Here is a 17,165-nt window from a genome sequence, read left to right on the forward strand (position 1 = left end):
TACACTCTCCTAGTATAGATTTCTAATAACGATCACCGCTTCAGAGCCTGGTGTCGCATTCATCTTTTCTGCCTTTTCCTCAAGGGTGTAACCAGTAAATTTTTCGTGGGTCAATTCATCTTCAACGACAAACTGTTGCGCTTGCTCGATTCCGAGCGCATCAGGGGCAATTTCTTGGATACTATCCCAGCCGGTATCCAAAAAGATTTTAGTTTCATCCGTCACACGTTCTGTTTTTTCAAATTCAGCAATTTGTTTTTTTAACATCCCCAACGTCATGATTTCTATTTTCTCTTCCATCTTTTTCCCTCCTATCTATAATTATTGTACCGAACTCAAAGTAAAGAAGATAGTCGAATTTCGTTTTTTTGTTCTTTTCGTTCCCTTTCGATATATACCAATTACATATTTTATCTTTTTTGTTGACAAACCTCACACGTTAACGTTATTATTTTAGATGTTTCCAGGAAAAATACTTTTAGGAGGATAATTAGACCAATAAGGAATAGCGCCAGGTCTGTTTTGACAGATGACGAGGAGAGGGTTTATCGAAACATTCGGCGGATGACCCTAGGGACTGCACTCTAAAAAGAAATATAAAACCTATCTGCGAAGATAGAACAAAAAATTTCTTACGCAGCTGGAAACAGCAAAATCAAGTTTATAACGGAAAGTAGGATGTTTTTTTATGTGCGGAATTGTTGGAATGATCGGATTAGAAAATGTTACCCCAGGATTGATCAATGGTTTAGAAAAATTAGAGTATCGCGGATATGACTCAGCTGGGATCTTTGTCACAAATGGAAAACAGGACCATTTAGTCAAAGCTCGCGGCAGAATCCAAAACCTTAAAGATAAATTAACACCAGAAACAGCTGGTACAGCAGGAATTGGCCACACTAGATGGGCAACCCACGGTGAACCTGCAGAAAAAAATGCCCACCCCCACCACTCACAAAGCGGACGCTTTGTTTTAGTCCATAATGGTGTGATCGAGAATTTTGAAGAATTGAAACAACAATACGTGGCAGCTGATGACTTTATCGGCGAAACAGATACAGAGATCGTTGTTCATGTGATCGAAAAATTCGTAGAAGAAACTCAAGATACACAAGAAGGATTTAAAAAGGCCCTTGAAGTCATCGAAGGTTCATATGCTTTTGCTTTGATGGATCGTACAGCACCAGAAACGATTTTTGTTGCAAAAAATAAAAGCCCTTTATTGATCGGTAAAGGCGAAGGATTCAATGTCATTGCAAGTGATGCCATGGCAATGCTTTCTTATACAAAAGAATTTGTCGAAATCGAAGATCAAGAGATGGTGATCGTTCAAGCGGATGCTATCACGATCCAAACATTGTCTGGCACGATCATTGAACGTGATTCTTATGAAGCACAAGTCGATGCTTCTGATATTGAAAAAGGAACATATCCTTACTATATGTTAAAAGAGATCGATGAACAACCGATCATCATGCGTAAAATCGCTCAAACCTATGTGAATGAAGAAAATGACATTCCTTTGGATCATAAATTGATGGAAGAACTCTTAGCGAGTGACCGGATTTATATCGTGGCTTGTGGTACAAGCTATCATGCAGGTCTAGCGAGCAAGCATTCCTTCGAGCAAATGACTGACATTCCAGTTGAAGTTCATTTAGCAAGTGAGTTTGGTTACACGATGCCTTTACTATCGAAAAAACCATTCTTTATCTTTTTGAGCCAAAGCGGTGAAACGGCAGATAGTCGTCAGGTGCTTGTCAAAATCAATCAATTAGGCCACCCTTCATTGACGATCACAAATGTCGCTGGTTCTACATTATCAAGAGAAGCTGGATTCACTTTGCTGCTTCATGCCGGCCCAGAGATTGCGGTAGCTTCTACTAAAGCATATACTGCTCAAATCGCTGTACTCGCTTTACTTGCAAAAGCAGTCGGGAATAGAAAAGGGAATGCCCGTGCGTTGGCGTTTGATGTCGCTCATGAATTGAGTTTAGTCGCAAATGCGATGGAAACAGTGATTACCCAAAAAGATGAATTACAAGAATTAGCAGCGGAGTTTCTTAATGAAACACGAAATGCCTTTTATATTGGGCGCAGCAATGACCATGATGTCGCTTTAGAAGCTGCATTAAAACTTAAAGAAATCAGCTATATCCAAGCAGAAGGCTTTGCAGCTGGCGAACTGAAACACGGAACGATCGCTTTGATCGAAGAAGGTACACCAGTTATTGGGATCATTAGTGAAGAAGTCACAGGCGCACACACACGAGGAAACTTAAAAGAAGTAGAAAGTCGTGGTGCCAAGACCTTGGTGATTGCTGCACATGGTTTAGAAAAAGAGACAGATCAATTGGTTATCCCCGCTGTCCATGCGTATCTTTCACCACTGGCTATGGTGATCCCTACTCAATTACTCGCTTACTATGCGACATTGCTTCGCGGCTATGATGTAGACAAGCCAAGAAACTTAGCGAAATCAGTAACAGTTGAGTAATCTCTCGCTTACTACTGCTAAATAAATACCGTTCAAAAATCCCTGTAAGAAATGCACTACCGTTTCTTGCAGGGATTTTTTTAACAAGAAAATGAACTACTTCTTTCTCACACGTCGGTTGAAAGCAACTATCGCTAAGAACCTAAAAATAAAAATCAAGCTAATACTCCACAAAAACGCCTGTACTAATGGTGGATTTGGCAAACCTAACAATAACCCTCGTAGCGCTTGGATGATTGGTGTCATCGGTTGATATTCCGCAAACAGACGTATCGCTGTAGGCATGTTGTCAGTCGGCGCAAACCCAGCGCTTAAATAGGGTAATACGGTGGTCAATACAGTGAATAAACTGGCCATTTCAGCTGATTTTGCTAATAATCCAAACAAAACCGAGATCCAAGTAAATGCAAGAATAAAACAAAAAATCAGCAGCCAAGCAACTAGCCATTCCGCAAGATCGGCATTGGGACGAAAGCCAATGAGCCAAGCCACTAGTAAAACGACGAAGCTACTCATCACACTTCGAAGCGCAGCCGCGAATACATGACCATTTAAAAATGCTGACTTTGATAAATTCAGCGTCAAGAGTCGCTCGACCATACCAGAATGTACATCCTGATTTACCACTATCCCCACAACAGAGGAACTTTGAGCAATGCATTGGACTAATACACCCGGTAAAACAAAATCAACATAAGACAACTCCCCCACATCCATGGCTCCGCCAAGTACATATACAAAGAGCAACATCAACAGTACCGGCGTCAATAGTCCACTCATGACCGTTTCTAAGCTTCGCAACGATAACTTCAGATTCCGTTTAAATAATGTATTCGTTTCGCTGATGGTTTTCATTTTAAACTCCTCCTTGTACTAGCTTTAAGAAGATATCTTCTAATGAGGCATTTCTCTGCTGGAAATTAGTGATCGTGATCGGTAGTTGTCTTAATTCGTCTAGAAGATCAACCGAATCGTTGAAAGCATTCCCTACATTGACAGTCACAGAAAGTTTTTCTTCATCCATTGATAATAATCGATGATCCAAATGTGCTGAAAGTTGATAAAAATCACTTTTTGTCAACACATTGATTGCCATCGATTGGCTGTCATATGTGTTTTTAATTACTTGTGGTGTAGCATTCAAAATAATTTTACCTTCATGTAATATCGCCACTTTGTCTGCTAGATACTCGGCTTCCTCCAGATATTGCGTTGTTAAAAAAATCGTACGTCCTGCTGTCGCTGTTTCTTTGATCAGTTGCCAAGTGGCGATGCGGTTTTGTGGGTCTAAGCCTGTTGTCGGTTCATCGAGAAAAATCACTTGAGGGTCACCGATAAAACTCATGGCGATATCTAAACGTCTACGCATCCCTCCTGAATAATTTTTAACTAGGACTTGGCTATGTTTTTGTAAATCAAACCGTTCTAATAGATTCTCGACAACCTTTTCCTTCTCTTTCACATGGCGAAGCTCAGCGATCATTTTCATGTTTTCGTAGCCCGTCAACAGCTCATCCACTGCTGCAAATTGTCCTGTCAAACTAATAGTTTCTCGCACCTTAGCACTCTCTTTTTTTAAATCATACCCGTTGATCCAAGCTTGACCATCATCAAATGGCAGGATCGTTGTCAACATTTTGACAAGTGTCGTTTTTCCTGCTCCATTAGATCCTAAAAGCACAAAAACTTCTCCACGTTCAACTGTAAAATCAACTCCATTTAGTACTTGTTTTTCAGCAAACCTTTTTTTCAGATCGATAATCTCGATTTTTTTCTTTTTTTCCATAGCTTCTTCCTCGTTTCTATAAGATAATTTAACTATATAAAAAATTTCATTCCTGGTTTCTTACAGTTCAATATATTGAAAAAGAAGGTGTGTTTATGAAAACATATGGAAGAACAATCAAAGAGATCCGCTTAAGTAAAGGAATCTTACTCAAAGAACTAATCGATGATCAGCTTTCGATGTCGCTGCTTTCTCAATTCGAAAATGAAAAAACAACGATTTCATGCGAGAGATTTCATCGCTTATTGTCGAAGTTAGAAGTGACCTTTGATGAATTTATCTGGATACAAACTGGCAACACCTTTTCTGCTTCTCAGCTGGAAATTATCGAATATGTCGAATATATGGATATCAATTCCATCACAGAGTGGGCAAAGTTAGAAGCAAAGTATCATGAATTACAGAACTATTATCAGGACAACTATTCTTTAGAACTGGATCATTTGTTACAATTGTTTCGTTTTGATCTAGCCATGAAAAAGGGGATCATCGAAGGCACGCCTCTCTTGACATCCTACCAAAAGCATAGCCACTACTTAGATTCCGCAAAGCACTATTTATTGAATACGGAGACTTGGGGCGTTTATGAGCTGAAATTATTTACCCGAATCGCTGTCGGAATGGAACCTGCTCTTTTGTTTCGCTGTTTGAAACTTGCCATCAAAAAAGGCCAACGCTTTGCCAAAATCTCAGGAAACAAGGATATTCTCTATCAAACTTTTCCAACGATATTTTCGGTCTTTTGTTTATTAAAAGAAGTCGCTTATGCCAAAGATACGTTTGAGTTATGGAAAACACTGATCTTTGAAGAAGAACGGATTGAACAAGCCGTCTTCATGCCATTTTACGAGGGTTGGATCGCATTTTTAGAAGATGATCTGGCGCTTGCTCATCGATTGATGGACCAATCACTGAATCATTTAGAAACATTGGGTATGCTCAAGTCGTTAACAGGCTATCGGAAATTCAAACAACTCATCCTAACAAATAAATTTCCGGGAATCATTGTCAATGATCCGTTATTTGGTGAATTTTTTGATGTGAAAAATTACTAAGCGTCCTTCGTTTGAACATAAAAAAAGAGAATCAACTCCACTTAAGGATTGATTCTCTTTTGCATCGTATGTTTTATTCGATTCCGATCTCAGCTTTGACAACCGCTGCGATCTTGTCAACGTAGTAGTTTACTTTTTCATCCGACGGTGCTTCTGCCATTACACGTAATAACGGTTCTGTTCCAGAAGGTCGAACTAAGATACGTCCTTCACCAGCCATTTCAGCTTCTGCTTCTTCAATGACTTGTTTGATTGCAGGAACTTCCATCGCACCATTTTTGTTGCTTACTCGGATGTTGACTAATTTTTGTGGGTAGATCGTTACTTCAGCCGCTAATTCTGATAGCTTTTTGCCGGTTTGTTTCATGATATTCAATAATTGGATCCCTGAAAGCATTCCGTCTCCAGTAGTATTGAAATCTAAGAAGATCATATGACCAGACTGTTCGCCACCAAAATTGTAATCATTTTTGCGCATTTCTTCCACGACATAGCGGTCACCTACTTGGGTCACGACATCTTTCAAGCCGATTTCTTCAACTGCTTTATGGAAGCCAAGATTACTCATGACTGTTGTGACGATCGTATCTTTTTTCAGACGGTTTTTCGCCGCTAGATACTTCGCACAGATAAACATGATTTTATCGCCATCTACAATGTTCCCTAATTCATCCACTGCAATGATGCGGTCGCCATCGCCATCAAAAGCAAGACCGACGTCTGCTCCTTTTTCGACGACCATTTCTGCTAAACGCTCTGGATGAGTTGATCCCACCCCATCATTGATATTCAAGCCATTAGGATTTGTTCCCATGGTATAGAAATCTGTTTCCAAGTCAGCAAACAAACGGTTGACAGATGTTGCTGTAGCCCCATTTGCGGCATCCACACAGACAGTTAAGCCTGATAGATCGCCATTGATCGTTTGTACTAGAAATTGTGAGTATTTCAATAGACCTTCTGGAAATTCTTCGACTGTGCCTAAGCCTTCAGCTGAAGGTCTTGGCAATTCGTCAACTTCCGCATCTAACAATGCTTCGATCTCTAATTCTTGGTCATCATCTAATTTAAATCCATCTGCACCAAAAAATTTGATGCCGTTATCTTGAGCTGGATTGTGTGAAGCAGAAATCATGACACCTGCGCTAGCTTTTTGCAATCGTGTCAAGTAAGCCACTCCCGGTGTAGAGATCACACCTAATTGAAAAACTTCGATCCCGACAGATAACAGACCAGAAACTAACGCTTCTTCGAGCATTTGACCTGAAATTCTTGTGTCACGTCCAACTAATACACGTGGACGTTTTCCATCTTTCTCATGTTGGCTCAGTACATAACCGCCGCAACGCCCTAATTTGAAGGCTAATTCCGGTGTTAGTTCTTTATTCGCTTCTCCACGGACACCGTCCGTTCCAAAATATTTACCCATAACTGTAAATTTGCTCCTTTAACTTAATTTTCCGATGAATCCTCTTGACTATTCGGTTGACTACTTGATTCTGTCGTCTCGCTTGATGATTCACTCGTCTCTTCACTCGATGTTGACTGCGTCTCTTCCGACTGACGTGTCGTCGATGACGAAGAGTTTGCTGGTGTAGATTCCACACTTGAAGCTGAGCTTTCGTCTGAACTTGAACGGTTCGTATTCCCATCGTCTCTTTGTAGGACCGGTGTGATCTCTACATCGATCGAAGCTGGTGTGATACTAACGCCACTTTCTACCGGTATATCGATTTTTCTTGTCGTACGGTGAACGATGCCAGAAATGTCGATCGGTATCGTAATGCTATTTCCCAGTTGGGCCAGTTGACTTTCTGAACCAGTGACTTCTGCTTCAATGTCAGAAAAACTGAAATCATAACTCTCCACGTTGTTGCCAGGAGTTCCTTGTGCTGTCCCATAAAGTCGAACCGTTTTCGTTGGTTTCGTTACCGTAGCTTTCGCCGTGACTTGGACTGGATCTGAGACGATACTCAAAGGCTCTCCGGCACTATTCAATGCTTGGACCGTGACCTTCGTGTCGATCCCATCATCAGTGATCATCGCAGGATCGATTCTTGCAACGATCTGCTGGATCTCTTCCAGTGTCTGATCACCGGTCGTGACCGACACTTTTTTAGGCGATAGTTCAACATCATTCAATTCAAATCCTGCTGGCGTCGTTTCCGTTTCAAGTAATGGTGTGACATCAAATTCTTTTGTCACTTTTTTCTCGATCGTTACAGTGATGGTATCTGGATCAAGTTTTGCTTTGACCGCACTGCTCAGATTCCTGACTTTCAGCGGCACTTCATGCGTCCCTTCTCCAAGATCTGTCAAATCTGCTGTCACTCGAAACATCCTTGTGTCTTCCATCGCTTCTGCATTCAGCTGCACACGATTGGCGCTGGATAACTTGGCTGTGACGGTACTTTCATAGCCATGGATATAATATTGATCCGTGTCATACAAAAGTTGGACTGACACATCAGAAACGTTTTGCGTATAAGCTTCATTTCCTGATAGAGTATCTTGGACAGATTGGCCATTGGCATTGAAATATAGCACAATACTGAATAATAACGCAACAAACGCATATAAGATACTTTTACGCCTCTCTTTTGAGATCATTTGTGATCCCCTCCCTTAGTCATCACATCTAAGAAGGTTTGGAGCGTATTTTTATTTTTGTTCTTTTCTTCAACGATCAAGTTTTTTCTTAAAATCGTCAAGTATTCTTCTTGAGATAAACCAGGCATCAATTGGTTATCCAACGTAATGCTGACATCTCCTGTTTCTTCTGAGACAACGATCGTGATTGCATCGCTTGCCTCGCTGACTCCGACAGCAGCACGGTGACGGGTTCCGAATTCTTTCGGAATCAACATACTTTCTGATAAAGGCAAGTAGGCACTGGCTACTGCAATCTTTCCATCCTTTACAATTACTGCACCGTCATGCAATGGTGTGTTCGGAATAAAAATATTGATCAGTAACTCGCCAGTGATATCGGCATCTAAAGCAATCCCCGTTTCGATATATTCATCCAAACCTGTATGGCGTTCGATCGTGATCAATGCACCGATTTTACGTTTAGACATATACTGGATCGCTTTGTCGAAAGAAAGGATCATTTGTTCATCTTCTTGCTTCTCACTCTTTGATTGTTTGAAAAGTGAGCTGCGTCCGAGATGTTCTAATCCACGCCGTATCTCTGGTTGAAAAATGACGATAGCCGCAATCACACCATACGTGATCACTTGGTTCATCAACCAAGATAAGGTATGTAGACCAATGATCTCGGCTAAGATCCGAATAACAACAAAAATCCCTACCCCTTTAAGCAATTGGATTGCTTTTGTTCCTCGCAATAGTTGAATGAGTTTATAAACTAAATACCATACAACCAACACATCGAGTATGTTCACCAAAAAATTCTGAGAAAACAAGTCACCGGAAAACATTTGTCGCCAATAATCTAAGTTAAAAAGTTCTCCGATTTGAAATGACATAGACAGCCTCTCTTCTCTTTTGAGATTTCCTCTTTAGTATATCATATGTTTCCCCAGATGAGACTTATCTGCTTGGAATTTCCTAACAAAAATCAATTTTTTCAAGAAATTTACATTTTTTGTTCATTCACTAAAAAGTTGTTTTGTTTAGACCAATTGCTTTATTGATCCTTCTCTTTTCTTCGCTCTGCTCTAGCTGCTCGTCTAGCCGCTCGTCTAGCTTCTGCTTCTGGGTCGATCGTCCGCTCTTTTTTGACTCTGGTTTTTTCGACTTCTGGCTTATCAATAACATCTTCTGGCTCGATTTTGGCTTTGATCTTTTCTAATTGACCAGTCATCGCAGCATAATTATAAAAGCGTTTTTTCGCATCTTGGATCGTTTTGTCGAATAATTGTTCCGCTGCTTGCGGATGGATCGTTTCGAGGGATGAAAAACGGACTTGCTTGCGCATGAAATCAGCCATCATTGTAAAGTCAGGCTTTTTATAATCCAACGTCATCGGTGTTTTATTCTTTGTAAGCAACTTAGGGTTATAACGATACAACGACCAATAGCCTGAAGCTACTGCTTCTTTTGCTTCTTTGATCGACTCTTTCATGCCCCCTAATAAGCCATGAGCAATACAAGGTGTATACGCAATGATCAATGACGGTCCAGGAAACTTTTCCGCTTCTTCAAATGCTTTGATCGTTTGCATTTGGTTTGCACCTGAAGCGATTTGTGCAACATACACATTGCCATACGTCATCGCCATCATGCCTAAGTCTTTCTTCGACGCATATTTTCCATTCGCCGAAAATTTTGCGATGGCGGAAGCTGGTGTTGCTTTGGAGACTTGTCCGCCAGTATTGGAATAGACTTCATTATCCATCACCAAGATATTGACGTCTGCTCCACTTGCTAACACATGATCGATCCCACCAAAGCCGATATCATACGCCCAACCATCGCCACCGATCATCCATTGGCTGTTTTTGACAAACAAATCTTTTTCTTGATAGATCGCTTGTAGTTCAGGAAGCTCTGGCAGTTCAGTTTCGATTGCTGCCCGTAATTTTGCCGCTCGCTGTTGTGTTCCTTCACTTTCGAACATGTGAGTCAACCAATCTTCCATCAATTGACGTAATTCTGCCGAAACTTTTGGCATGACATTTTTCATTGCTTCCGCTAATGCTTCTCGTCTTGTTTGAGCAGCTAAAAGCATCCCGTAACCAAATTCAGCATTATCTTCTAATAATGAGTTCGACCAAGCTGGCCCTTGCCCACAATCATTCGTGGTAAATGGTGAAGCTGGTACGGCTCCGCCCCAAATCGACGAACAACCTGTAGCATTGGCGATCATCATCCGATCACCGAACATCTGCGTCAATAATTTCACATAAGGTGTTTCGCCACAGCCAGAACAAGCACCTGAAAATTCAAGTAATGGTTTGTTGAACTGTGTTGATAACACTGTGTTTTTACCTTTGACTGGATTTTCTTTTTGTCTTAGCGTCATGGCGAACGCCCAATTCATCGCTTGTTTCTTTTGCTCTTCATACGGCTTCATCACTAGCGCTTTGCCTTTTGCTGGACACGCTTCGACACACAAGCCACAACCTGTGCAGTCTTCAACAGAAACTTGGATACGATATTTCAATCCATCTGGTCCACGCATTTCTCGAACAATAAATCCTTCTGGCGCTTCTTCAAGCTCATCTTCGTCTGCTAAAAATGGCCGGATCGCAGCATGTGGACAAACGAACGAACATTCATTACACATCGTACAGCGTTCGCTGATCCACTCTGGAACTTCCAAGGCAACTCCGCGTTTTTCGTATGCTGCTGTTCCTAAAGGCATGTCGCCTCGCGTCATACCATTTTCTGCCAAAGTTCTGACCGAAAGCTGGTTTCCTTCTTGCGCGTTGATTGGTTCAAGGATGTCTCTAACATAGCGATCTTGTGCGTTTGTTTCTTTTTTAGGGAGCTCTAACGTTGCCCATTCAGCAGGTACTTCGACTTTGTGCAACAGTTCCACCGTACGATCGATCGCATGGATATTTTTTTCAACGATCGTCTTTGATTTATGACCATAGCTCTTCACGGCTTCCTCTTTCAAAATAGGCAACACTTCTTCAAAAGGGATGATATTCGCCAATTTGAAAAATGCCGTTTCCATCGCCGTATTGATCCGTCGACCTAAACCGACTTCTTGGGCTAAACGCATCGCATTGATCGTATAAAATTGAATCTCATTTTCTGCTAAATACCGTTTGAGATGAGTCGGTAGATGTGTGGCTAATTGCTCATCTGACCAAAGTGTATTCAATAAGAACGTGCCTTTTGGTTTCAGCCCTTTGACTAAATCATAGCTGTGAAGATAAGCAGGGGTATGACAAGCGACGAAATCCGCATGCTCCACTAAATAAGTCGAACGTATCGGTGTATCCCCAAAACGTAAATGAGAAACAGTCAAGCCTCCTGATTTTTTTGAATCATAGTAAAAATAACCTTGGGCGTATTTGTCCGTATGGTCACCAATGATCTTGATCGCTGACTTATTCGCGCCAACAGTCCCATCAGAACCAAATCCCCAGAATTTTGCTTGGTAGGTGTTCGGTTCTGTCAAATCAAGAGACGGTCCTACTTCAAGAGAACGATAGGTCAGGTCATCAATGATCCCGATTGTAAATCGTTTCTTCATCTCAACTTTTTCTTTTTTCAATTCATCGTAGATTGCAACGATTTGATCAGGTGTGACATCTTTTGAGCCGATCCCATATCGCCCACCAATGACTTTCAGATGACGTTCTGCATCATATAACGCACTTTGAACATCTAGTAATAGAGGTTCCCCTCCAGCTCCCGGCTCCTTGCTACGGTCTAAGACAGCCAGTGCTTTTGTCGAACTAGGCAGTTTTTCGATCAATGTTTCGATTGGAAATGGACGATATAAATGGATATTCAAGAAACCAACTTTTCGTCCGTTTCGATTCAAATGATCAACCGTTTGTTGGATCGTTTGCGCGACTGAACCCATAGAGATAATGACTTCTTCTGCATCTTCTGCACCATAATAAGTGACGAGGTCGTACGCAGTCCCTCGCAATTCATTGATTTTATCCATATATTTTTTGACGATTTGAGGCAAGCGATCATAGTATTGATTGATTGTTTCTCGTTGTTGAAAGTGGATATCAGAATTTTGATTCGTTCCACTAGTCGTCGGTTGGTTTGGATTCATCGCACGTTCACGAAATGCTTGTAATTTTTCTTGATCGATCAATGGGGCTAGTTCATCGTACTCCAACACCTCGATTTTTTGGATCTCATGACTCGTTCGAAAGCCATCGAAAAAGTTGACGAACGGGATCTCTCCTTCTAAAGAAGCAAGATGAGCGACTGGCGCAAGGTCCATTACTTCTTGTACGCTACTTTCTGCAAGCATCGCAAATCCTGTTTGCCGAGCAGCCATCACATCCCCATGATCGCCAAAAATATTCAGTGCATTCGTTGTCACTGCTCGACTAGCTACGTGAAAGACACTCGGTAAAAGTTCGCCAGCTATCTTATACATGTTCGGGATCATCAATAGTAATCCTTGTGAAGCAGTATACGTTGTTGTCAATGCACCGGTTTTCAATGACCCATGAACGACACCAGCGGCTCCCGCTTCGGATTGCATCTCCACGACTTTTACTGGTTGTCCAAAAATATTTTTTTTACCTGAAGCAGACCATTGATCAACAAGTTCAGCCATTGTTGAACTAGGCGTAATTGGATAGATTGCTGCTAATTCAGTAAAGGCATAAGAAATATAGGCAGCTGCTGTATTCCCATCCATTGTCTTCATTTTTCGCATGTTTCATCACCTTTGCTCAATTTATCTAAATTATCTTTACCATTATACCGTAAACGAACCAAGAAAACCTCCTTATTTTGAAAGAAAAATCACATGATGAGGTGATAACAGAAGCACTTCGATTTGATTAACAAGATCGACACTTTGGAAAAAGCTTTTGCATTTTATTATTTAGAGCCTTGCCCATAGACAACTTTTACACAGGAAGGAATATCTGACCGCACACCTTTCTATTTTTTGAACAAATCATTGTCTTTTTTGGTACAAAATTATTACAATAGAAGAAAGAGGTGTTTAAAATATGGATATTTCAATTATTAATGCAACAAAAACAAATACGACGACTGGAATTAGATATGGAAACGAAGATGCGCCCAAAAAAATGATCGAATTTGTCAATCTCGCTTGTCCTTATTGTCGCCAATGGTTTAACGAATCTTTCGATGTTTTAGAAGAAGCAGTTCAATCTGGAAGACTGCTACGAATCATCAAATTATTCGACAAAGAAAAGCCAAGTTTACAAAAAGGAAATGTGATGCACCACCATATCACAACGACGGACGGAGAACGAGCATTAAAACAAATCAAGGCGATATTTGACGCACAAGACGAATGGAAACAACTTGATCTAGCTGGTATCGCTGACTATGCGACTGAAACGCTTGGCTTAACTGAACAAGAAGATAAAGCCGCAACCAAAGCGATCATTGATGAAGCAAATGCTGCGCACATCCAATTCGTTCCAACTGTGATCATCGATGACCACATCTTTGATGAATCGATCAGCCAAGAAGAATTGAGTGAATTGGTGAAATAACACATTATCCAACTTACGGTTGAAATTCAAATCAAAAAACAGACCCAAAGCAACTTCGCTTTTGGGTCTGTTTTTTTGAGGAGCCATCTAAAGAATACTTCATTCGATGACAAGCTACAGTCTCATTTTTTAATTGTTAACGTTGGAGCAAAGAAGTATGTTTGGTTGAACGAAATTGTTGCGGTTTTTCCTGGAGTATTCGTTTGATGTTCTCGATTTTTGAACGTCGCTTGATTTCCTGTTCGATTTGTTTGAATTTTTTTAATTTCTCCACATCTTTTTTCCGTTCATTGATGACTTTGACCCTCTTTTCGTCATTCTGACTTTCTATGACACGAACTGTTTTTTCACTTACACCATGTTTGATGGAATTGGCAGCTGTATCCAAACGACCTCTTTCTGCTAAGATCGCTAACTTTTGTTCGTCTGTGATTCTTCGCTTCGTGTCGGATATTCTTGTTTTGCATTTCATGGATCGTCTCTTACTAACAACCAACGTTTCTTTCACAGAAAGCAAATTAGCAATTTGCCGGTTTGTTTTTCCTGCTCGAATCAATCCCTGAACCGCCTTTGATTGTTCCTCTGATAAATAACCGTTCGTACGTCGTTTGATATTGGGGTACTTAGTCAGATCCGCATGAAGCGTGATTTGATAAATATTGCCCACCGTTGTCTTGAATCGTTTCGCCACGTCTTCTGTTTTTTCACCTTGATTGAGTTTAGTCAAAACCAAATGATTTCTGATTTCATATAATTTACCTGGTTTTAATTTTAGCGTCTTTGTAATCTCCTTCATCGAACGTCCTGCGCTTAATTCGTTTTTAAACTTTGTATATGTATCAACCGGAATAGAAGATAAGGGTTTCCCATCATTCTTAGTATATGTTTTCTCTCTTTTTTTCGGCTGTTTTTGCACACCATTAAGAAAACCGACACGTTGAACTGTATGAATCTTCATATTGAATTTTCTCGCTATAGTATCTGATTGGATTCCTTCCTCCCGATAGACCAAGATCCGCTGATTCCTAATTTTTCTTAATTCATCTTTTGGCGTATAAAATCTACGACTGATTTCTTCGATTGCGTCTTTTCGTTCAAAAGCTTGTTCAATATGACGAATACGTGTCCGATTAACAATCCGTTGATTCATTTTCAATTGTTTCGCAATGTCTCTTGTCGTCTCTCCTCGCTCTATTCTTGAGAGAACTTCTTTTTCCTGCTCCTTGATGTTTTTTAGCCATATTTTGCTTTCTTTGGTCAATGTTTCATTTGGTTCAGAAGGTTGGACATTTTTTTGTCGGATACTTGCGATCTCTGCAACGGATAGACGAAAGGCCTTTGCAATATCTTCTGGATGTGTGTCTCGGAGTCGTTTTAAGATAGATCGTTCACGAATCCTCGACACGTCATTCTCAGACAAGCGCCAGCGATGTGCGATTTTTCTGGGACTCACTTTTTGCAAAAGTTTTTCCACAATTGTCCGATTTCGGATAGCTAGAATATGTTTGGGTTCCATCTGAACTTTTTCAGCGATCGAAGCCACTGGTTCCTTTACTTTCAAACGCTGGTTGATATAATCATTACGCACCCCACGAATATCATCGATCCGCATATTCAATTGGTGAGAAATCTCCTCCATATGGACACCTTTTTTAATCTGTTGCAAGATATGCTTTCTTTTAATATATCTTATTTGCCAATTGGTCAATTGATGTTTCTTGATGATGTACGGGGATGTTTTCCCATTTCTTAAATCCTCTAATACGAATTGCATTTTCGCTTCCGCTTGTGGTTTAGACTCTCTGTTTCTTTTCTTTGCTTTTTTTGTATTTGATTGTTCATCCATTGGTGTTCCCCTCCTTCTTTTGAAAAAAGAATGCGTAGAATTAATTTCTTTCCTTTTTCTGTGTTACTACCGCTGTGCGACTCGTTTTGTTTTTTCGTTTTTTGCTTGTTGAATGATTTTCTTGATATTACCTATTTTCGCTTCTTGTTTCGCTTTTACCATTAATTCTTGAACCTTTTTTCGTGCTTGTATATTTTCTATTTTTCGTCTTTCTTGGATTTCTTTCCCCTTGATTTCTTGGCATCTAGTAGTCAAAACGCGGATCGTCGACTCACTAACGCCTGATTTAGCAGAATTCATGTATGTATTCATGTGCTTGATATCTTCCATGATCTGCTGTTTTTGTTCCTTTGTAACACGGTGTTTCATCTTGAATGTTCCTTTTTGAGATTTCATTTTGGTTTGCACCGATCTGATCAAGGAGGCTTTGATATCTAGCGCTTCGGAGATTTCTCTAATCGACATTCTGCGATTGATGTAATTTCTAATTGCTTTCGCTTGTTCAGGTGTTAAATAATCTAATGTCCGACGCTTGATATTTGGAAATTCGGCCAAATTCCCTCGAAAAATTACTTCGCGAACATTTTTGATATTCATTTTGAATTCATCAGCAACCCCTTGGATATGTTCACCACGGTTCAGTTTTTTTTAAATCTCATCATTTCTCACCTTATAAATCAGTGGAACGATCACCTTTAGCTCTTCTCCTAGCGTCTTCGTTATGTCAGTTTCTTTGATTCGCTTCAAAATCTCTTGTCTCTTCTCTTCAGATACTGTCGAAATATCGGGGATTTTCTGAGAACTTGCTTTCGTACGTTTGATTTTACTCGAAGAATTATTTCTACTCACGATTGAACCGACTCTGGAGCGAGACACATTATATCTTTCTGAAAGAAAAGTGCTTGTCTTTCCTTGATCATTTTGCATCAATACACGAACATCTCTCAGCCGATAGAGTTCTTCGATTTCTATATGGAACCGCTGACTGATTTCTTTACCATCCTGCTTATTTTCGAATGATTTTTCGATTTCACGATTGCGGATATCAATGACCGTTCTTTGGCTGATCATTAATTCTTGTGCCACATCTTTTGTCGCTTTTCCTTCTTCAAGTAAACTTAGTACCTTCGTTTTTCGTTCTTCTAATTGTTCCAAGAGATCTTTGATCGTTATAGAGGAATCACTGATTTCACTATTAGAATTCAAGGAACGTTGCTTGATCAAATATACTTGTTCCATGGATAAATTGAAATCTCTAGCAATTTCCTCCGGATGTTCTTCTTTCAATCGTTCGATGATTTGTTCGTCTCTGATCGAACGAATTTTATCGATCGGTAACTGTGCATCTTTTGCTACTTCTTCGAAACTCAAACCTTTTATCAATTCATTGGCAATTCTTTTATCACGAATCTTTAAAATTTGCTCTTTACTCATCTGTAATTCAGCGACCAATGATGCGACATCTCCTGTTTTTGCCAACGATGTATAAATATAATCATTCCGATATTTACGAACTTGTTCAACCGTCAAATTCAATCGATAAGCAATTGCTTTTTGCCTTTTCTGTCGAATGACTTCTTGGATAGCGAACTTTTTCTTGGCTGCGTATATACGCTCTCTACTGATTTGATACTTCTCCATAATGTCTTTTTCCAGTCGACCTGATACTAACTCTCGATAAATGGATTGATCACGCTTTTCTTTCAGTAGTCTTGTCGGGTACAGTTCATCGATTTTTCGTTTCTTACTTTTCTGCGCTTCTTCCATGATAGAGCCTCCTCATGATTGCTGATTTACATTTATTATAAGTATGTAATGTTCAATCTCGCGC

General features: G+C 40.2%; 13 protein-coding genes. 3 read left to right on the forward strand and 10 right to left on the reverse strand.

Features of this window, described 5'->3' with window-relative positions:
• Positions 1-9: 9 nt before the first annotated feature.
• On the reverse strand, positions 10-300 hold the full coding sequence (locus IGL24_RS08415; protein WP_206856016.1) for a hypothetical protein: 291 nt from the start codon (positions 298-300) through the stop codon (positions 10-12).
• A gap of 388 nt (positions 301-688) precedes the next feature.
• On the opposite strand from IGL24_RS08415, the gene glmS reads away from it, so the two are divergent.
• Positions 689-2,497, forward strand: coding sequence for a glutamine--fructose-6-phosphate transaminase (isomerizing) (glmS, locus tag IGL24_RS08420; protein WP_207700218.1), 1,809 nt, complete (start codon positions 689-691; stop codon positions 2,495-2,497).
• Between the two features lie 96 nt (positions 2,498-2,593).
• On the opposite strand, the gene IGL24_RS08425 is transcribed toward glmS, so the two are convergent.
• On the reverse strand, positions 2,594-3,352 hold the full coding sequence (locus IGL24_RS08425) for an ABC transporter permease (RefSeq protein WP_207700219.1): 759 nt from the start codon (positions 3,350-3,352) through the stop codon (positions 2,594-2,596).
• Between the two features lies 1 nt (position 3,353).
• A complete protein-coding gene (locus tag IGL24_RS08430) occupies positions 3,354-4,283 on the reverse strand; it encodes an ABC transporter ATP-binding protein (RefSeq protein ID WP_429968432.1) in 930 nt (309 codons plus the stop codon).
• A 95-nt stretch (positions 4,284-4,378) separates the two neighbouring features.
• On the opposite strand from IGL24_RS08430, the gene IGL24_RS08435 reads away from it, so the two are divergent.
• Positions 4,379-5,338: a helix-turn-helix domain-containing protein gene (locus tag IGL24_RS08435; protein ID WP_207700221.1), complete on the forward strand. Its 960-nt coding sequence runs from the start codon at positions 4,379-4,381 to the stop codon at positions 5,336-5,338.
• Positions 5,339-5,411: 73 nt separating this feature from the next.
• Here the strand turns inward: IGL24_RS08435 and glmM are convergent, their stop codons facing one another.
• The 4 genes from glmM to nifJ form a co-directional block, all read right to left on the reverse strand.
• The gene (glmM, locus tag IGL24_RS08440; RefSeq protein WP_206856006.1) at positions 5,412-6,767 is read right to left on the reverse strand and encodes a phosphoglucosamine mutase; all 1,356 of its coding nucleotides are present in this window, start codon (positions 6,765-6,767) and stop codon (positions 5,412-5,414) included.
• Positions 6,768-6,790: 23 nt separating this feature from the next.
• Positions 6,791-7,948, reverse strand: coding sequence for a CdaR family protein (locus IGL24_RS08445; protein ID WP_206856003.1), 1,158 nt, complete (start codon positions 7,946-7,948; stop codon positions 6,791-6,793).
• Positions 7,945-8,829: a diadenylate cyclase CdaA gene (gene cdaA, locus IGL24_RS08450; RefSeq protein ID WP_010735241.1), complete on the reverse strand. Its 885-nt coding sequence runs from the start codon at positions 8,827-8,829 to the stop codon at positions 7,945-7,947. The genes IGL24_RS08445 and cdaA overlap by 4 nt, the downstream gene beginning before the upstream one ends.
• A gap of 161 nt (positions 8,830-8,990) precedes the next feature.
• The gene (nifJ, locus tag IGL24_RS08455; protein WP_207700222.1) at positions 8,991-12,671 is read right to left on the reverse strand and encodes a pyruvate:ferredoxin (flavodoxin) oxidoreductase; all 3,681 of its coding nucleotides are present in this window, start codon (positions 12,669-12,671) and stop codon (positions 8,991-8,993) included.
• Positions 12,672-12,972: 301 nt separating this feature from the next.
• Here nifJ and IGL24_RS08460 point away from each other — a divergent pair, with 301 nt between their 5' ends.
• The gene (locus IGL24_RS08460) at positions 12,973-13,488 is read left to right on the forward strand and encodes a DsbA family protein (protein ID WP_207115292.1); all 516 of its coding nucleotides are present in this window, start codon (positions 12,973-12,975) and stop codon (positions 13,486-13,488) included.
• Between the two features lie 136 nt (positions 13,489-13,624).
• Here IGL24_RS08460 and IGL24_RS08465 read toward each other — a convergent pair whose 3' ends face one another.
• From IGL24_RS08465 to IGL24_RS08475, 3 genes are all read right to left on the reverse strand, one after another.
• Positions 13,625-15,334 (reverse strand): response regulator transcription factor, encoded by a 1,710-nt coding sequence (locus tag IGL24_RS08465; protein ID WP_207115291.1) that lies wholly within the window; start codon positions 15,332-15,334, stop codon positions 13,625-13,627.
• A gap of 66 nt (positions 15,335-15,400) precedes the next feature.
• Complete coding sequence (locus tag IGL24_RS08470; RefSeq protein ID WP_207700223.1) at positions 15,401-15,931, reverse strand: hypothetical protein; 531 nt, start codon at positions 15,929-15,931, stop codon at positions 15,401-15,403.
• A gap of 51 nt (positions 15,932-15,982) precedes the next feature.
• On the reverse strand, positions 15,983-17,101 hold the full coding sequence (locus tag IGL24_RS08475; protein ID WP_207700224.1) for a LuxR C-terminal-related transcriptional regulator: 1,119 nt from the start codon (positions 17,099-17,101) through the stop codon (positions 15,983-15,985).
• Between the last annotated feature and the right edge of the window lie 64 nt (positions 17,102-17,165).

The organism is Enterococcus sp. DIV2371 (genome assembly GCF_050498525.1).
Lineage (GTDB): Bacteria > Bacillota > Bacilli > Lactobacillales > Enterococcaceae > Enterococcus_B > Enterococcus_B mangumiae.

What these genes read in the sequence shown, in the direction of transcription:
- IGL24_RS08415 (WP_206856016.1), bottom strand. Translation starts at nt 300, where the DNA reads ATGGAAGAGAAAATAGAAATCATGACGTTGGGGATGTTAAAAAAACAA.
- glmS (WP_207700218.1), top strand. Translation starts at nt 689, where the DNA reads ATGTGCGGAATTGTTGGAATGATCGGATTAGAAAATGTTACCCCAGGA.
- IGL24_RS08425 (WP_207700219.1), bottom strand. Translation starts at nt 3,352, where the DNA reads ATGAAAACCATCAGCGAAACGAATACATTATTTAAACGGAATCTGAAG.
- IGL24_RS08430 (WP_429968432.1), bottom strand. Translation starts at nt 4,283, where the DNA reads ATGGAAAAAAAGAAAAAAATCGAGATTATCGATCTGAAAAAAAGGTTT.
- IGL24_RS08435 (WP_207700221.1), top strand. Translation starts at nt 4,379, where the DNA reads ATGAAAACATATGGAAGAACAATCAAAGAGATCCGCTTAAGTAAAGGA.
- glmM (WP_206856006.1), bottom strand. Translation starts at nt 6,767, where the DNA reads ATGGGTAAATATTTTGGAACGGACGGTGTCCGTGGAGAAGCGAATAAA.
- IGL24_RS08445 (WP_206856003.1), bottom strand. Translation starts at nt 7,948, where the DNA reads ATGATCTCAAAAGAGAGGCGTAAAAGTATCTTATATGCGTTTGTTGCG.
- cdaA (WP_010735241.1), bottom strand. Translation starts at nt 8,829, where the DNA reads ATGTCATTTCAAATCGGAGAACTTTTTAACTTAGATTATTGGCGACAA.
- nifJ (WP_207700222.1), bottom strand. Translation starts at nt 12,671, where the DNA reads ATGCGAAAAATGAAGACAATGGATGGGAATACAGCAGCTGCCTATATT.
- IGL24_RS08460 (WP_207115292.1), top strand. Translation starts at nt 12,973, where the DNA reads ATGGATATTTCAATTATTAATGCAACAAAAACAAATACGACGACTGGA.
- IGL24_RS08465 (WP_207115291.1), bottom strand. Translation starts at nt 15,334, where the DNA reads ATGGATGAACAATCAAATACAAAAAAAGCAAAGAAAAGAAACAGAGAG.
- IGL24_RS08470 (WP_207700223.1), bottom strand. Translation starts at nt 15,931, where the DNA reads ATGAATATCAAAAATGTTCGCGAAGTAATTTTTCGAGGGAATTTGGCC.
- IGL24_RS08475 (WP_207700224.1), bottom strand. Translation starts at nt 17,101, where the DNA reads ATGGAAGAAGCGCAGAAAAGTAAGAAACGAAAAATCGATGAACTGTAC.